This window comes from Nonomuraea sp. NPDC005730, from assembly GCF_040630865.1.
Taxonomy (GTDB): domain Bacteria; phylum Actinomycetota; class Actinomycetes; order Streptosporangiales; family Streptosporangiaceae; genus Nonomuraea.
Genome location: NZ_JBEXYK010000001.1, coordinates 380095 through 395799, shown reverse-complemented (window position 1 = coordinate 395799; position 15705 = coordinate 380095). Strand labels below are relative to the sequence as shown.

Below are 15705 nucleotides of genomic sequence, written 5' to 3'. Positions count from 1 at the left end.
TAGCGAACCTTTTCCCCAACCTCTGCCTCTAAGTAGTAGAGGAAGCCGGCGCGCCCCGGCGCCGGCTTCGAGTCGATACGGGGAGAGGAATCAGCACCCTCATGAGAAAGATCGCAGTAGGAATCATCACCGCCTTCGTCGGCGGGGCCATGTTGGTTTCCGGCGCGGGCGCCGCCTCCGCCACCGCGACCAAGCACGCCACCGAACTCAAGATCCGTGACATCACCCCCAACCCGGTCGTGGTGAAGGCCGGCAGCGAGACCACCGCGTACTTCGACATCGGGGCCAGCTCCGACGTCCAGAAGGTCACGCTGAGCGTGTCGCCGGAGGGCGACGTCCGCACCTTCCGTGCCAAGGACGTCAAGGACCTCGAGGGCTGGCGCTTCGCCGTCCCGTTCAACGAGGGCGACTTCGCCGGCAAGTGGAAGGCCACCGCCGTGGCCTTCGACAAGGACAACAAGCAGGTCGCCACCGACTCCGCGTTCTTCAACGTCGAGATCCAGAAGGGCAAGGCCGACACCCGCATCACGCGCTTCACGGCCGACCCCTACAAGGTCCGTCAGGGCCGCTCGATCTACTTCTCCGGTCGCCTTCAGGTCGATGACGAAGGCTGGGAAGGTCTGCGCGGCGAGAAGGTGAGCGTCTACTACCGCGCCAACGGCTCCAGCGGCTGGAAGTGGGTCGCCTCGGCCAAGACCTCCTGGGGCGGCAAGTTCGCCACCAAGACCCGCGCTTGGAAGAGCGGCACGTTCAAGGCCGTCTTCGAGGGTGACGACGAGCTCAACGGCTCCGAGAGCCGTCGCGACTACGTCAAGGTCTACCGCTCCTGGCACCACCGCTGATTGATCGCCGAGGCCCGGTTCCCCTGGTGGGAGCCGGGCCTCCGGCATTTCCGGATTCTTTTGCGGCCGGCGAGGTTTATCGATCAGCGGATCGCCGCATGGACTGTCCCATTTGCAAAGGAGGCGGCCCGCCGCCTCGCGGACACGGCGTCGATCCGACAGGAGCCCCCATATGCCCCACCCCCTGATCGCCCTCGTCCTGAGCCTGACGAGCACGTTGGGGGCGGCCCCTTCGGTCCGTTACGAACCCGCCGGCACGGCCCGCGAGCAGCACGCCAGGAAGCTCCTGAAGGACAGCGGCGTGCTGCGCACCCGGCTCGGCGGCGTCCAGGTCGTCGCCCGCGGCTGCGACGCCCCCCGCGCCACCTGGAACGGCGACCGGCGGCGGATCACGATCTGCTACTCGCTGGTCGCCAAGATCGACCGCACGCTCACCGGCATCTCCGAGACGGAGGAGGCCGACCGGCGCACCACCGCCACCCGCGTGGACGGCGCCCTGGCCGCTCTCTACCACCACCAGCTCGGCCACGCCCTGGCCGCACTCAACGGCCTGCCCGCCGACGAGCCGCAGGCCGACCGGTTCGCCGCGCTGACGCTCGCGGCGCGCGACGGCGGCCACGTGGTGGCCGCCGCCGAGGCCCGCCACCTGCTGGCCGCCCACACCCACGCCGACCATCTGTCGGGGACGGCGGCCGCCGCCACGTTCGCCTGCCTCCTGTACGGCGCCGACCCCGTCAAGTACGCCCGCATCGCCAAGGGCGGCTGGGTGCCGGCCGAGCGCGTCCCGTCGTGCCGCGCCGAGTACGAGCGGGCCAGGGCGGAACTGGGGTCACTGGCAGTGAAAGTCGGGGCCTGAGGGGTACGTCCGGATGTATGGCTGAGGAGCTGCTCAGAGACTTCGACCCGTTCGACATCTTCGACACCGAGGCGGCCCGGCTCGACCGGTTCTTCGACGGGCTCGACGAGTCGGGCTGGGCGCGTCCGTCCCGCTGCGACGGGTGGTCGGTCCGTGACGTGCTGGCCCATCTGGCGGGTGAGGAGGCCTACAACCACGCCTGTCTCGACGGGACCGTGCAGGAGCTGCTGACCCGGGTGGCCGCCGAGGGGGTGACCGGGTTCAACGACTTCAACGAGTGGTCCGTGCGGCAGCGCCGCGACGTGCCCGTCGAGGAGGTGCTCCAGGAGTGGCGCGCCAAGAACGGCGAGACGCGCGAGCGTATGCGCGCCCTCGGCCCCGACGCGCTGATCGACACGACGGCGGGTCCGTACCCGGTGGGCTTGCAGACCTTCCACTACGACTCCGAGTACGCCACCCACGCCGACGACGTCGGCGCGCCGGTGGCGCAGGAGGAGATCGACGACCGGACGTTCTGGCGGGTCGCCGTCGGGCGGTTCGTGCTGGCCGAGCAGGACTCGCGGGCGCAGGTGGAGCAGACGGCCGAGCAGATCTGGGTGAGCGTCGACGGGGGCAGCGCGTCGCTGTCGTACCCGGAGTTCGTGGAGGCCACCGTGGGGCGGCTGCCGACCGACGGGCTGAACCCGCGGGTCGCCGCCGCGCTGCGGTGCCTGGCCTGAGGGGAGAGCGAGATGTGGCTGCGCAACCGCGCGGGCACCGAGCCGGTGACCGCACGCAGCCCGCTGCGCGCGAGGCGGGTGCTGTCGTGGATCGCCCTGGTCGCCGCCGTCGCCGCGGCGGTCTTCTTCGTGACCCGCGCGATGGCCACGGGACAGCAGGTGTGGGTCTGGGAGGCCGCCCTGGCCGCCGCGGTGGCCATGGTGGCCGCCGTGGACCTGGCGGTGCTCAGGCGCCGGCGCGCCGGGCCGTCAGGTGGTGAGCACGGCCGGTCAGGTGGTGAGCACGGCCAGCAGGAGCAGCAGGATCACCGCGGCGGCCACCCCGAAGATGATCCAGACATGGGTCAGCGCCCACACTCGTAGCCGGTCACCGTAGGCCTGCGGGTAGTCGATACCGTCGGACTCGATCCTGTTGATTGCCGCCACGCGCCGGGCCAGCTCGGGGTCGTCCCGTTCGAGGCCCTGCTCGATCTCAGCGAGGATGCGGCGTTCCCTTCCAGAGAGACCCATCGCGATCACCATTGCTCCCACGCCGGTGAAAGCCTTGTACCCACCAGTAGCCCCAGCATGCCCCGCCCGGCGCCTCCTTGGCGTGACATGCCGAAACCCCCGGCCGTTCCGGCCGGAAGGCGCGGAACGGACGGGGGCGGGTCAAGCCTTGGCTGTCATTTCTTGCCGTAGCGCTGGTTGAAGCGCTCGACGCGGCCCTCGGTGTCGAGGACGCGGCTGCGGCCGGTGTAGAACGGGTGGCTGGCCGACGACACGTCGACGTCCACGACCGGGTAGGTCCTGCCGTCCTCCCACTCGACGGTCCTGCTGCTCGTCATGGTCGAGCGGGTGAGGAGGGCGAAGCCGGCGCTCGGGTCGCGGAAGACGACCGGACGGTACGAGGGGTGCAGGTTCTTCTTCATGCCCCTCTCAACCTGATGGCAATGGTTTTCATTCCCTGGCTTCGGGGTCCATCCCGAGGACGGTCCGGCCGCCGTCCACGGGGATCGTCGCCCCGTTGACGAACGAGGCGTCCGGCGAGAGCAGGTGCGCCACGACCGAGGCCACCTCGCCGGGGAAGGCGACCCGGCCCAGGGGGTGCACCCTGGCCATCTCGCGTTCGACGTCCACCACCTCGGCCGCGGTCCTGGAGGCCAGGAAGTCCTCGTAGCGTTCGGTGGCCACCGAGCCGGGCGCGACGGCGTTGACCCTGATGCCGTACCGGCCGTACTCGACGGCCAACGACCTGGTCAGGCCCTCGGTCGCGGCCTTCGCGGTGGCGTAGGGCAGGCTGCCGGGGACCGCCCGCGTGGCCTGGTGGGAGGTGACGTTGACGATCGCGCCCGGCGTGCCCGCCGCGAGGAAGCGGCGGACGGCGACCGCGCAGCCCACCAGCGCCAGGTCCAGGTTGGCCGCGATCAGCTGCCTGACCTCGGCGATCGGGGCGTCGTGCACGGAGGCGTCACGGAAGATCGCCGCGTTGTTGACCCAGCCCGCCAGCGTGCCGGCCTCCTCGGCCCGGTCGGCGGCCCAGGAGGCCAGCTCCTCGTCGGCCGCGTCGCCCACGACGGGGATGACGCGGGGGCCCGTCCAGGACAGCGAGCCGCCGTCGCGGTCGATGACGACGACGGTGTCCTTCTCCCCCAGGAGCCGCTGGACCACGGCCTTCCCGATGCCACGCCCGCCGCCGGTCACCACGTAGGAAAGACTCATGCGTTCGACGCTACTCGCTCGCGGGGTGACCATTGTCACCGTGTTTCCGGCTGGTGAACGGGAACGAACCAGGGCGTGATCGCCGTACCCGGTCCGAGGTCGCCGGCCCGCGTGGTCGGGGCGCTCGCGATCACGCAGACGGCCGGCTACGGCGTGCTCTACTACGCCTTCGCGGTGTTCATCCCGCCGATGGCCCGCGACCTGCGGGCCGGGGTCGCCCAGCTCACCGGCGCGATCACGGTGTCGGTGCTGGTGTCCGCGCTGGTCGCCCCCTTCGTCGGACGCTGGCTCGACCGGCACGGCGGACGCGCGCTGATGACGGCCGGGTCGCTGCTGGGCGGGCTGGGGGTGCTCGCCTGGTCGCAGGTGCGCACCGTGACGCAGCTCTACCTGGTGTGCGCGGCGCTCGGGATCGCCTCGGCCATGGTGCTCTACGAGGCGGCCTTCGCGGTGATCGTCGCCTGGTTCGACCCGGCCCGGCGGGCGCGCGCGCTGCTCGCCGTGACGGTGGTGGCCGGGTTCGCCTCCAGCATCTTCCTGCCGCTGACGGGGTTCCTGGTGGACCGGTACGGCTGGCGGCAGGCGCTGGTCGTCCTGGCCGCCGGGTACGCGCTGACGGCCGTGCCGCTGCACGCGCTGGCCGTGCGGGGGCGGGGGGCGTCCGCGCCGCCGGCCCGGCGTCGCGCGATCGTCGGCTCCGCGCTGCGCGAACGGCCGTTCTGGCTGCTGGTGGCCGCCTTCCTGGCCCAGACGGGCGCGGTGGCGGTCATGGGGGTGCTGCTGGTGACGTACCTGATCGCGCTCGGGCATCCGCCGTTGTTCGCGGCGAGCGTGGCCGGGCTGCTCGGCGTGTTGTCGGTGACCGGGCGGCTGGTCACGACGGGGCTGCAGAGCCGGTGGCCGGTGGCGCTGGTCACGGCGGCCATGTTCGCCGTCCAGGGGGTGGCCGCGCTGCTGCTGCCGCTGGCGGGCGACAGCGTGGCGGGGGCGATCGCGGGGGTGGTGCTGTTCGGGCTGGGGTTCGGGGTGGCCACGATCGCCCGTCCCGCCCTGCTGGCCGACCGGTACGGTACGGCCGCGTACGCGACGCTGAGCGGCGCGCTCGCCCTGCCCGTCACGGTGTCCAAGGCCGTGGCCCCGCTGCTGTCGGCGGCGGTGGCGCAGGTCGCCGGATACCCGGCGGTGATGGCCTCGGTGGCGGCGGCCTGCGTGCTCGGAGCGCTCTCGCTGGTGGCCTACGATCGGTACGGGCGGGCGCCGGAGCGACAGGCCGCGTTGCCCGCCGAGCCGACCTGAGACCGCGGTCCGCCGTCGGCGGAACTGACGGAACGTCGACCGACGACCACGTAAGGTAGCCGCATGGATACCCCCACCGAGGCTCTCCACCGCGTCTTCGGTTACGACTCGTTCAGGGCGGGTCAGCAGGAGATCATCGACCACGTCGTCGGCGGCGGCGACGCGCTGGTGCTCATGCCCACCGGCGGCGGCAAGTCGCTGTGCTACCAGATCCCGGCGCTCGTGCGTCCCGGGGTGGGGGTCGTCGTCTCGCCGCTGATCGCGCTCATGCAGGACCAGGTCGACGCGCTGCGCGCGCTCGGCGTGCGGGCCGGTTTCCTCAACTCCACCCAGGACTTCGACGAGCGCCAGCTCGTGGAGGCCGAGTTCCTGGCCGGCGAGCTCGACCTGCTCTACCTCGCCCCCGAGCGGTTGCGGGTCGAGGCCACGATGCGGCTGCTGGCCAAGGGCGAGATCTCGTTGTTCGCCATCGACGAGGCCCACTGCGTGGCGCAGTGGGGCCACGACTTCCGCCCCGACTACCTCGCCCTGTCGGAGCTGCGCGAGCGCTGGCCGCAGGTGCCGCGCATCGCGCTGACCGCCACCGCCACCCCGGCCACCCACGCCGAGATCTCCACCCGGCTCGGCCTCGACCAGGCCCGCCATTTCGTGGCCGGCTTCGACCGGCCCAACATCCACTACCGCATCACGTCCAAGAGCGACCCCAAGCGGCAGCTCCTCGACTTCCTGCGTACCGAGCACCCGGGCGACTCCGGCATCGTCTACTGCCTGTCGCGCTCGTCGGTGGAGAAGGTCGCCGCGTTCCTGGCCGACCACGGCATCGCGGCGGTCCCCTACCACGCGGGGCTCGACGCCCGCACCCGCGCCGCCCACCAGTCCCGCTTCCTGCGGGAGGACGGGCTGATCGTGGTGGCCACCATCGCGTTCGGCATGGGCATCGACAAGCCCGACGTGCGTTTCGTCGCCCACCTCGACCTGCCCAAGTCGGTCGAGGGCTACTACCAGGAGACCGGCCGCGCCGGGCGCGACGGCCTGCCCGCGACCGCCTGGATGGCCTACGGCCTGCAAGACGTCGTCCAGCACCGGCGCATGGCCCTGGAGGGTGACGAGGCCCACCGCCGCCGCCAGGTCCTCCACCTCGACGCCATGCTGGCGCTGTGCGAGACCGCCGGCTGCCGCCGGGTCATGCTGCTCGACTACTTCGGGCAGAAGGGCGCCGAGCCCTGCGGCAACTGCGACACCTGCCAGAGCCCGCCCGAGTCCTGGGACGGCACGATCGCCGCCCAGAAGGTGCTGTCCACCGTGCTGCGGCTGAAGCGGGAGCGCGGCCAGAAGTTCGGCGTCGGGCAGGTGGTCGACATCCTGCTCGGCAAGAAGACGGCCAAGGTGCTCCAGCACGGCCACGATTCGCTGACCGTCTTCGGCGTGGGCACCGACCTGGGCAACGCCGAGTGGCACGGCGTGGCCCGGCAGCTGCTGGCGCAGGGCCTGCTCGCGGTGGAGTCCGACCACGGCACCCTGGTGCTCACCGACGCCAGCGCCGACGTGCTGCGCGGGCAGCGGGAGGTGCCGTTGCGCCGCGACACGGCCCGTCCGGCGTCCCGGGCGTCCAGGTCGTCGTCCGGGTCGTCCGGGGCGAAGGGCCAGCCGGCCGCCGAGCTGCCCGCCGAGGCCGCGCCGCTGTTCGAACGGCTGCGGGCCTGGCGGGGCGCGGTCGCCAAGGAGCAGGGCGTGCCCGCGTACGTCATCTTCCACGACGCCACGCTGCGGGAGATCGCCACGCTGGCGCCGTCCTCGCTCGCGGAGCTGAGCACGGTCAACGGGGTCGGGGAGAACAAACTCGCCAAATACGGGGACCAGGTCCTGGAGGTCGTCGGGGCGGCGGCCGCCGAAGACGCCTGACGCCCGTCCCCGTTCCGCTCCACTCAGCTCCGGTAGCGAGGGGGTCGCGGTTCGGGGTGATGGCGACGGCCGCACGAAGAACGGTCGTCGCCATCACGCTGGCCGACCTGGTCGAGGCGCCTGGCCCGCGACCGGCCGGACGGATGCCGGGCCCCGGTGTCCCTCTTTGATCGTACGGGGTGCCGCCGCCGGGTGGGGGGCCGGTGCTGCCCTCAGTTCGGGTGGCGGCCGAGGTAGGCGAGGAGATGATCCTGGGCGGTGCCCAGCGGGGGCGGCCGCAGCCGGGCGGCGAACCGGAACGGGCGGTCCTCGTCGGTGACGAAGAGATGGGCCAGGTCCAGCAGCTCTTCGGCGAGGGCGTGCGGGATCGGGCGGTGTTCACCGCAGGCCCGCGCGATGTCCCAGCCGTGCACGGTGATCTCGATGGCGCCCGCCGCGGCCACCATCGGCGTGGTCATGGGCACGTTCCCCACCGCGATCATCCCGGGCTCGATCGTGCCCGCCCACGTGCCGAGCACCTCCGTCGCGCCGTCCCTGAGCAGCAGCGCCGGGTTGCCGAGCACCGGGCCGCCGACCGGCACGGGCCTGCGGGCGGGGGCGACGTGGCCGAGCGCGGCCTCGTTCAGGGTCTCGAAGGAGTCCTGCATGTGGTCCAGGAGCTCCTGGAGGTTCCAGCGGGAGCACGGGGTGGGCCGGCACAGCACGTGTGGGCTCACCACGCGCAGGCTGCCCAAGGTGTAGTCGATGGCCCGCTCCAGCAACGCCACCCCTGCCGTCAACGCCCGTGCCCGTTCGTCCATGTCGCCTCCTCGATTCATACAGACCTCGCGGAAGGCCGAAAATCATCGGCCGCGGGGCAGGATGCCGTTCGTGCCCGGGGGGCAGAGCGGACGGGCCCGCCTTCCGGCCACAGGTGGCCGCCCTGTGCGACCCACCGTCCGTCCGGGGCGGAGGGGCCCGTCCGGCGGGCCCGCGGCCGTCTGCCGATCCGCGGTCCGTACCGGCCCTAGCGGTCGCCGGCCCCGGCGAAGGTGACGCGGATGGAGTACAGGTCACCGGCCGAGCTGGTGATGAACAGGTCGTTGCGCTTGGCGCCGCCGAAGGTCAGGTTCGAGACCGACTCGGGCAGCAGGAGCTTGCAGAGCAGGCCGCCGTCGGGGTGGTAGCAGTGCAGGCCGTCGAGGGCGGCGGCCCAGACGCGGCCGTGGCAGTCGAGCCTGATCCCGTCGAACCAGTCCTCGGCGAAGACCTTGCCGCCCGACAGCGTGCCGTCGTCGCCGACGTCGAAGAGCCGGATGTGCCGCTCGCGGGTGTCCACGATGTACAGCCGGCTCTGGTCAGGAGAGAAGGCCAGCCCGTTGGGGCGGACGAAGTCGTCGGCGACGACGGTCAGCTCACCGCTTTCCGGGTCGAGCCGGTACACGTGGTCCGCGCCGATCTCGCTCTCGGCCGGGCTGCCTTCGTAGTAGCCGGTGATGCCGTAGCGCGGGTCGGTGAACCAGATCGTGCCGTCGTACCTGACGACGATGTCGTTCGGGCTGTTGAGCCGCTTGCCCCGATGGCTCTCGGCGAGCACGGTGATCGACCCGTCGTGCTCGGTCCTGGTCACCCGGCGCGCCCCCTGTTCGCAGGTGACCAGCCTGCCTTCGCGATCGACCGTGTTGCCGTTGGCGTTGCCCGCGGGGCTTCTGAACACGCCGACGGCGCCGGTCGTCTCGTCCCAGCGCAGGAGCCGGTCATTGGGGATGTCGCTCCACACCAGGTAGCGCCCGGCCGGGAAGTAGGCCGGCCCCTCGGCCTTGCGGCTGCCCCGATGCAGCACCTCCACGTACTCGTCGCCACCGTCGAACCCGAACCGCTCGTCCACGACCTCGAACCGCGCCTTGAACCTGTCCATCACTGAACCTCCTTCTGACAAAACCTACTTCCACTGGACGTCATATGGATAATCGGCTCTTGTGCGAGAGGTGGTTCAGCGGGCGCTCATTTTGAGGGGGTCCGTCGCCGTTCAGTGGCGCACACGCGGCGTCCCCGTCCGTCCGACGTGGCGACGGCGGCACGATGACGCCGTCCGGGGGACGCACAGAGGAGCGCGAGTGCGGGGCTTGTGATGCGGAAGGGCGGATCGTCCTGGACCGGCACGGGCGGGTGCCGGCGGTCGGGCCGGGTGCTCTTGGATCGCCACAACGTGGGGGCGCGGGGATCTCAGGTGGGGGCGTGTCCTGTTGGAACCTTTTGGGCGGGTGGGGGGTAGGTGAGGGCATGAGGAAGATGGCGGTGTTTACGGTGGCGGCGCTTCTGGTGGGGGTCGGGTGTGCGGCGACCGGGGGTTCTGGGAAGGGGGCGGGGGCGAGTGGTGGCGCCGGGTCCTCGTTCGGAGGTGAGGGGGGCGGCGCGGGCTCCTCGGTGAGCGCGTCTTCGGGGATCACTCCGGGCGGACGCGGGACCGGGAGCCCAAGCCCGACCGCCGACACGTCCTCGAACGCCGCCTCCGACCCGCACGCCGCCCCCGGCCGAAGCACCGACCCCAACCCGAACGCCGCCCCCGGCCGAAGCACCGACCCCAACCCGAACGCGGCCACCGGCCGGAACGCCGACCCCGACCCGAACGCCGCCACCGAGCGGAGCACCGCCCCCCACCCGAACGCTGAGCCCAGCCCGATCGCTGACGCAGCCCCGGTCCCGGACTCGGGCCCCGGTCTGAGCACCGACGCCAGTCCCCTCCCTGGCCCAAGGCTGAACCCCACCCCCACCCTGGGCATCGATGGCCGTCCGAGCCCGGGTACTGGTGGGAGGGGGAGGACGAGTGCGGGGGTTGCGCGGGTGGGGTGCCGGGGGGCGTCGGTGGTTGGCGGGGGTGGGTTTCCGGAGGTGCGGGGGGTGTCGGCGGACGCCGAGGTGTGGGGGTTGTTGTTCGTGTCCGGGCTACCGCTTCACCGGAAGGAGACCACCAAGATCGTGTGGCGGATGACCGGGGAAGGGCCGCTGACGGTCAGGGCGTCCCTTCCTGACGGCACCGCCGCCCGTCTCGCCTGGGGACCCGAGGAGCACGGCGGGTCGTCCTGGCACCGCCCGGGGGACGAATGGGGCACCGGGCTCGTCTTCCCCAAGCCCGGCTGCTGGAAGATCGAGCTCAGCCGCACCCACGGCAAGGGTCACCTCTGGCTACCGGTCGCCCGGTAACCCCCAGCAGCCCACCTCGTGACCCCCGCCGACTCCCAGCAGCCCACCAGACGCGGCGGCTCCCGCTACCGGTTGTCCAGTGCTCGGTCCACGAAGGTTCGGACGTCGGTGAGGACCTCGTCCTTGTTGGTTTCGTTGAAGACCTCGTGGCGGGCGCCGGCGTAGATGCGTTCGGTCAGGTCGTCGCCCTTGACCGCCTCCACCCCGGCCCGGCTGCCGGCCAGCGGTACGAGCTGGTCGTCGTCGCCGTGCACCCACAACGTGGGCAGGGCGCCGAACGTGCCGCCCTTGGCGATCGTGTCCAGCATCGCGGCGAACGCCTCCACCGTGGCCCGCTTGAACGGCCCGTGCCAGACCAACGGGTCGTCCGCGTACGCCGCCCCCACCGACGGGTCGCGGGAGAGCGTGGCCGGGTCGATGGGGATGTCGGGCAGCTCGTCGAGCGCCATCAGCGCGGGGATGACCTGCCACTCGCCGATCACCGGGCCCGACAGCACCAGCGCGGTCAGGCCCTCGGCGTAGCGCTGGGCGTACCGCGCGGCGATCATGCCGCCCATGGAGTGGCCGATCAGCACGACCGGGACGCCCGGATGGTCGGCCTTGGCGCGTTCCTCGACGGTGTGCACGTCGGTGACGACGTCCTCGAAGTCCTCGACGAGCACGCGTTCGCCCGCCGACCTGCCGTGGCCCATGTGGTCGAGTCCGTAGACGGCGGCGCCGTGCCGGACGAGACGGTCGGCGACGTACTCGTAGCGGCCGATGTGCTCGCCGTATCCGTGGACCAGGAGGGCGATGTAGCGGGGCCGGTCGTGCGGCCATTCGCGGACGACGTTCAGCCCCCGCGTGCCGGTGAAGGTGTGCTCTCGCGACTCGGCCATGAACTTCCTCTCCCATCCAGCCACGACGTCCGAAAACCGCTGACTTCCGCGGGCGCGCCGGTGTTGTAGAGAGTATGGACATCCACACCATCATCGACAGTCCGCTGGGCGAGATTCTCCTCGCCGGCGACGGCGCCGGGCGGCTGACCCGCGTGTCGTTCGACGTGGGCGCGCCGCCCGGACGCCGGGAGCCGGCCGCGTTCGGGGAGGCGGAACGGCAGCTCGGCGAGTACTTCGCGGGCGGGCGTACCTCGTTCGACCTGCCCCTGGCCGCCCGCGGGACGGCGTTCCAGCAGCGGGTGTGGGCGGAGGTGGCGGCGCTGCCGTACGGGACGACCACGAGCTACGGCGAGCTGACCGCCCGCGCCGGCGTGGCGCGGGACCGGGTCCGCGCGGTCGGCGCCGCGATCGGCGCGAACCCGCTGCTCGTCGTGGTCCCCTGCCACCGGGTGGTCGCCGCGAACGGCGCGCTGACCGGCTACGCGGGCGGCCTGGAACGCAAGTGCGACCTGCTCACCCTCGAAGGCGTCCTGCAGCCGCAGCTCTGGAGCGTGTCGTCATGACGCCGCAGGTCGAAGGGGCCGACTGGCAGCGGCTGGCCGGGGAGCTCGACGCCCACGGCTGCGCGCTGACGCCCCGGCTGCTCTCGCCCGGGGAGTGCGCGGAGATCTCCGGCCTGTACGACGAGGCCGGCCGGTTCCGCTCCACGGTCGACATGGCCCGCCACCGGTTCGGCTCCGGCCAGTACCGGTACTTCCGCCGGCCGTTCCCGCCGCTGGTCGAGGAGTTGCGGGCGGCGTTCTATCCCCACCTGCTGCCGATCGCCCGCGACTGGGCGGCCCGGCTGGGGCGGCCCGCGCCCTGGCCGGACGACTTCGCCGAGTGGCTGGACATGTGCCACGCGGCGGGACAGACCAAGCCGACCCCCATCCTGCTGCGCTACCGGGAGAACGACTGGAACGCGCTCCACCGCGACCTGTACGGCGACCTCGTGTTCCCGCTGCAGGTCGTCATCGGGCTCGACCGGCCCGGCGAGGACTACACCGGGGGCGAGTTCCTGCTGGTGGAGCAGCGGCCGAGGGCCCAGTCGCGGGGCACGGTGACCGCGCTGCCGCAGGGCCACGGGCTGATCTTCACCACCCGCGACCGGCCGGTGCGCTCCTCGCGCGGCTGGTCGGCCTCGCCGGTGCGACACGGGGTCAGCACCGTGCGTTCGGGGTTGCGGCACACTCTCGGCCTGGTCCTCCACGACGCGACATGACCGGCGAGATGGCCGCCGAGCTGGACGCGCTGCTCACCCTCGTACGGGCCCAGCGCCCACGGGCACGGGCCGTCGTCGTCGGCCACGGCCGGGACGGCGCCCGCCTGGCCGAGGCGTTCGCGGACGCCTGGGACGGGACGGTGCTCGCGGTGGTCGCCTGGCCGGAGACGGCGGCGTCGTGGTTGCGCCAGGCCAGGCGGTTCACGGCGGGGGAACCCGACGCCTGGGTGGTCGCGGGCGCGCCGGCGGGATGGGCCGGGATGAGCGAGCGCCTGCGCCGCAGCACCGACTGGGATCCCCGCCGGACGTACGGTTCGGCGGCCACGGCCCGCGCGGTCGCCCTGGCCGCTCCTGGGACACTGGAAGGCATGCGCGGAGCCGACACCGACGGCACGACATGGCGAATAGGACGAAACCTGATTTTTCGGGAACCATCGTGATCCCCTGGCCCATGCGGGAGATCGCCCCGGGCGCGGTGCACGTCCCCGGCTGGCTGTCCCTCGCCGAGCAGCAGGACCTGGTGCGCGCCTGCCGCGCGTGGGCGACCGGCCCGGTGCCGATCCGGCACACCGTGCTGCCCGGCGGCGGCGTGATGTCGGTGCGGACGGTGTGCGTCGGCTGGCACTGGCAGCCGTACCGGTACACGCGTCTGGCCCACGACGTGAACGGGCGGCGGGTCGCCGCGTTCCCCCCGTGGCTCGGCGACCTCGGCCGCCGCGCGCTGGCCGACGCCTACGGCCGCCCGGACGACGGCTACGACCCCGACACCGCGCTGGTCAACTTCTACGACGGCCAGGCCAGGATGGGCATGCACCAGGACAAGGACGAGCGCTCCGACGCCCCGGTGGTGTCGCTGAGCGTCGGCGACACGTGCCTGTTCCGCTTCGGCAACACCGAGACGCGCGGGAAGCCGTACACCGACGTCGAGCTGGCCTCGGGTGACCTGTTCGTGTTCGGCGGCGCGTCCCGCTTCGCCTACCACGGCGTGCCGAAGGTCTACCCGGGCACCGGCGACCCGGCCACGGGCCTGGCCGCCGGGCGCCTCAACGTGACGATGCGGGTGACGGGTCTTCGATGAAGTAGTCGAACTGGTCGTCGGTGAGGGTGCGGCGCAGGATGCGCAGGACCTTGCCGGGGTCGTCGTGGGGGCCCGGGGTGTAGAAGGGCTTGCCGTCGCGGCCGAAGGTGATGGCCGAGCCGCCCTCCCACTTGCCCAGCAGGTCGCTGACCGGCGCGAACTCTTCGTGGGGCTCGAAGCCGAGCGTGCGCGCGTGGTCGATCGAGCCGAAGACCAGGTGCTGGGCCAGCTCGATCGGCGCCTCCTGGTAGCCCGCGTACTCGCCGAAGAAGTACTCGCGGAACCTGCGCAGGTCGCGCTCGTCGAGCACGTCCGGGCCGATGGTGTTCTTGATGCCGAGGCAGTAGACGTCGGCGAGGTAGCCGCAGACCGTCATCCGGTCCCAGGTGTGGCGCCGGGCGACCAGCACGCACACCATGCCGCCGGCGCCGGACTCCGGGGCCTCGTCGACCCATCCCTTGGACGGGTCGACGCCCAGCCCGGCGCTCCAGCCGACGTTCGTCCAGCAGCCGACCACCTCGGGCTCGGCCGACGTCACGTTCTCGGCGGCGATGGCGCGCACGAGGGGCGCGACGACCGACGGCGACACCTTGAGCGCCCGGGCGATCTCCTTGGGGGACCTGCCCTGGGCGCGCAGCTCGCGTACCTGATCCTTCAACTCCACACGCGGCAGCCTAGCGCCCGGCGTCCCGTCAGGCGGACAGGCTTGCGGGCGAGCCACGCCAGGAGCCGGCGCGGCCGGGCGTCCCCCTCCTGCTCAGCCGACGGACGAGGTCACGGTGTCCACGTGCTTCTGGCTGACCGAACGCCCCGACACCAGCACGAGGTCGAGCGCGCGCAGGTCGGCCAGGCGGCCGAGCGGGTTGCCGCGGACCGCGATGACGTCGGCGCGCTTCCCGGCCTCCAGGCTGCCGGTCTCGGCCCCGGCTCCGCACGCCTCGGCGGCGCGTACGGTGGCCAGCTCGACGATCTCGGCGTTGCCGAACCCGGCCTCGGCGAAGACCTCCAGGCCCGACACGTAGTCGTCGGTGCGCTTGTCGAGCCCGGCGATGGCGAACCCGGTGTCGGTCCCGGCGACGAGCCTGATCCCGGCGTCGCGCATGGCGGCGAGGTTGCCCAGCCAGCGGTCAATCGGCTCGGCGCCGACGAGCGCGCGCAGGTTCCAGAACTGGCCGTGCACGGTCGGGCACACGTACGTGCCGCTTCCGGCGATGCGGTCGGCCAGCCGCGCGTCGTAGGCCGGGCCCGCCGGGGTGTGGAACGTGCAGTGCTCGATGGTGGTGACCCCGGCCTCCAGCGCGTTGCCGATCGACTCGGGGGCGTGGGCGTGGGCCGCGACGGTCTTGCCGCGCGTCGCGGCCTCCTCCACGGCGGCCCTGATCAGCGCGGCCGGGTACTGGGCCCGCCAGCTCGGCACCGAGCCGGGCGACATCTCGCCGCCCGAGGCCATCACCTTGAGGCAGTCGGCGCCGGCCCGCAGGTTCTCCCTGGCCACCCGGCGGACGGACGGCTCGTCGTCGGCCTCGCCGCCCATGTACCAGCAGTGGCCGCCGGTGACCGTGATCGGCCGGGTCGCGGCGATCAGATGGGGGCCGACGGCGAGGCCGCCCTCGATCGCGTCGCGCAGGGTGAGGTCGAGGAAGCCGCGCCCGCCGAGGTCGCGGGCCGTGGTGACGCCCGCGGAGACGAGCTTGCGGGCGTTCTCGGCCATGCGCAGCAGCAGATGGCCGTCGCTCACGGCGCTGCGCCCGGTCACCGGGTCGACCGTGCCGTCGAACCCGAGGTGCACGTGCGCGTCGATGAGGCCGGGCAGCAGGGTGTGGTCAGGCAGGTCGAGCGTCTCCGCGGCCTGGCCCGCGCTGCCGCGGGGGCCCACCGAGACGATGCGCGAGCCGTCGATCAGCACCTCGCCGCCCGTGATGACCTCTCCGGGACGCCCGGTGAGCACCGTGCCGGCACGGATGATCCGCATGCCCTCCACAGTGCCAC

General features: G+C 72.5%; 19 protein-coding genes. 11 read left to right on the top strand and 8 right to left on the bottom strand.

Features of this window, described 5'->3' with window-relative positions; all coding sequences use genetic code 11:
- Positions 1 to 101: 101 nt before the first annotated feature.
- The 4 genes from ABZ444_RS01855 to ABZ444_RS01840 all read left to right on the top strand — a co-directional run bounded on the left by ABZ444_RS01855 (position 102) and on the right by ABZ444_RS01840 (position 2780).
- On the top strand, positions 102 to 842 hold the full coding sequence (locus tag ABZ444_RS01855; RefSeq protein WP_357991257.1) for a hypothetical protein: 741 nt from the start codon (positions 102 to 104) through the stop codon (positions 840 to 842).
- Positions 843 to 1014: 172 nt separating this feature from the next.
- The gene (locus tag ABZ444_RS01850) at positions 1015 to 1698 is read left to right on the top strand and encodes a DUF4344 domain-containing metallopeptidase (RefSeq protein WP_357991254.1); all 684 of its coding nucleotides are present in this window, start codon (positions 1015 to 1017) and stop codon (positions 1696 to 1698) included.
- Positions 1699 to 1715: 17 nt separating this feature from the next.
- Positions 1716 to 2417, top strand: coding sequence for a maleylpyruvate isomerase family mycothiol-dependent enzyme (locus tag ABZ444_RS01845; RefSeq protein WP_357991251.1), 702 nt, complete (start codon positions 1716 to 1718; stop codon positions 2415 to 2417).
- A gap of 12 nt (positions 2418 to 2429) precedes the next feature.
- Positions 2430 to 2780: a DUF6343 family protein gene (locus ABZ444_RS01840; protein WP_357991248.1), complete on the top strand. Its 351-nt coding sequence runs from the start codon at positions 2430 to 2432 to the stop codon at positions 2778 to 2780.
- Here the strand turns inward: ABZ444_RS01840 and ABZ444_RS01835 are convergent.
- The 3 genes from ABZ444_RS01835 to ABZ444_RS01825 form a co-directional block, all read right to left on the bottom strand.
- Positions 2688 to 2927 carry a DUF3040 domain-containing protein gene (locus ABZ444_RS01835; protein ID WP_357970963.1) on the bottom strand — a complete coding sequence of 80 codons (240 nt, stop codon included), beginning with the start codon at positions 2925 to 2927 and terminating at the stop codon, positions 2688 to 2690. The genes ABZ444_RS01840 and ABZ444_RS01835 overlap by 93 nt on opposite strands.
- A gap of 155 nt (positions 2928 to 3082) precedes the next feature.
- Positions 3083 to 3328 carry a type B 50S ribosomal protein L31 gene (locus ABZ444_RS01830; protein WP_357991246.1) on the bottom strand — a complete coding sequence of 82 codons (246 nt, stop codon included), beginning with the start codon at positions 3326 to 3328 and terminating at the stop codon, positions 3083 to 3085.
- 28 nt (positions 3329 to 3356) lie between these two features.
- Positions 3357 to 4118 (bottom strand): SDR family oxidoreductase, encoded by a 762-nt coding sequence (locus tag ABZ444_RS01825; RefSeq protein WP_357991243.1) that lies wholly within the window; start codon positions 4116 to 4118, stop codon positions 3357 to 3359.
- 75 nt (positions 4119 to 4193) lie between these two features.
- Here ABZ444_RS01825 and ABZ444_RS01820 point away from each other — a divergent pair, with 75 nt between their 5' ends.
- The gene (locus ABZ444_RS01820) at positions 4194 to 5414 is read left to right on the top strand and encodes an MFS transporter (protein ID WP_357991240.1); all 1221 of its coding nucleotides are present in this window, start codon (positions 4194 to 4196) and stop codon (positions 5412 to 5414) included.
- Positions 5415 to 5477: 63 nt separating this feature from the next.
- On the top strand, positions 5478 to 7316 hold the full coding sequence (gene recQ, locus ABZ444_RS01815; RefSeq protein ID WP_357991237.1) for a DNA helicase RecQ: 1839 nt from the start codon (positions 5478 to 5480) through the stop codon (positions 7314 to 7316).
- Between the two features lie 212 nt (positions 7317 to 7528).
- Here recQ and ABZ444_RS01810 read toward each other — a convergent pair whose 3' ends face one another.
- Both ABZ444_RS01810 and ABZ444_RS01805 read right to left on the bottom strand, forming a co-directional pair.
- Positions 7529 to 8116: a maleylpyruvate isomerase family mycothiol-dependent enzyme gene (locus tag ABZ444_RS01810; protein WP_357991234.1), complete on the bottom strand. Its 588-nt coding sequence runs from the start codon at positions 8114 to 8116 to the stop codon at positions 7529 to 7531.
- A gap of 206 nt (positions 8117 to 8322) precedes the next feature.
- The gene (locus tag ABZ444_RS01805; protein ID WP_357991231.1) at positions 8323 to 9213 is read right to left on the bottom strand and encodes an SMP-30/gluconolactonase/LRE family protein; all 891 of its coding nucleotides are present in this window, start codon (positions 9211 to 9213) and stop codon (positions 8323 to 8325) included.
- Between the two features lie 983 nt (positions 9214 to 10196).
- On the opposite strand from ABZ444_RS01805, the gene ABZ444_RS01800 reads away from it, so the two are divergent.
- Positions 10197 to 10499 (top strand): hypothetical protein, encoded by a 303-nt coding sequence (locus tag ABZ444_RS01800; RefSeq protein ID WP_357991228.1) that lies wholly within the window; start codon positions 10197 to 10199, stop codon positions 10497 to 10499.
- 65 nt (positions 10500 to 10564) lie between these two features.
- Here the strand turns inward: ABZ444_RS01800 and ABZ444_RS01795 are convergent, their stop codons facing one another.
- Positions 10565 to 11377: a lysophospholipase gene (locus ABZ444_RS01795; protein WP_357991225.1), complete on the bottom strand. Its 813-nt coding sequence runs from the start codon at positions 11375 to 11377 to the stop codon at positions 10565 to 10567.
- Between the two features lie 74 nt (positions 11378 to 11451).
- On the opposite strand from ABZ444_RS01795, the gene ABZ444_RS01790 reads away from it, so the two are divergent.
- Genes ABZ444_RS01790 through ABZ444_RS01775 form a run of 4 tightly spaced genes read left to right on the top strand, consistent with a single transcriptional unit; the run spans position 11452 to position 13716 of the window.
- Entirely contained in the window at positions 11452 to 11940 is a 489-nt protein-coding gene (locus ABZ444_RS01790) for a methylated-DNA--[protein]-cysteine S-methyltransferase (RefSeq protein WP_357991222.1), read from the top strand.
- On the top strand, positions 11937 to 12638 hold the full coding sequence (locus ABZ444_RS01785; RefSeq protein WP_357991219.1) for a 2OG-Fe(II) oxygenase: 702 nt from the start codon (positions 11937 to 11939) through the stop codon (positions 12636 to 12638). The genes ABZ444_RS01790 and ABZ444_RS01785 overlap by 4 nt, the downstream gene beginning before the upstream one ends.
- On the top strand, positions 12635 to 13078 hold the full coding sequence (locus ABZ444_RS01780; RefSeq protein WP_357991217.1) for a hypothetical protein: 444 nt from the start codon (positions 12635 to 12637) through the stop codon (positions 13076 to 13078). The genes ABZ444_RS01785 and ABZ444_RS01780 overlap by 4 nt, the downstream gene beginning before the upstream one ends.
- A gap of 11 nt (positions 13079 to 13089) precedes the next feature.
- Positions 13090 to 13716 carry an alpha-ketoglutarate-dependent dioxygenase AlkB gene (locus ABZ444_RS01775; RefSeq protein ID WP_357991619.1) on the top strand — a complete coding sequence of 209 codons (627 nt, stop codon included), beginning with the start codon at positions 13090 to 13092 and terminating at the stop codon, positions 13714 to 13716.
- Here the strand turns inward: ABZ444_RS01775 and ABZ444_RS01770 are convergent.
- Positions 13682 to 14380, bottom strand: coding sequence for a helix-turn-helix domain-containing protein (locus tag ABZ444_RS01770; RefSeq protein WP_357991215.1), 699 nt, complete (start codon positions 14378 to 14380; stop codon positions 13682 to 13684). The genes ABZ444_RS01775 and ABZ444_RS01770 overlap by 35 nt on opposite strands.
- A gap of 93 nt (positions 14381 to 14473) precedes the next feature.
- Positions 14474 to 15688 carry an amidohydrolase family protein gene (locus ABZ444_RS01765; RefSeq protein ID WP_357991212.1) on the bottom strand — a complete coding sequence of 405 codons (1215 nt, stop codon included), beginning with the start codon at positions 15686 to 15688 and terminating at the stop codon, positions 14474 to 14476.
- Between the last annotated feature and the right edge of the window lie 17 nt (positions 15689 to 15705).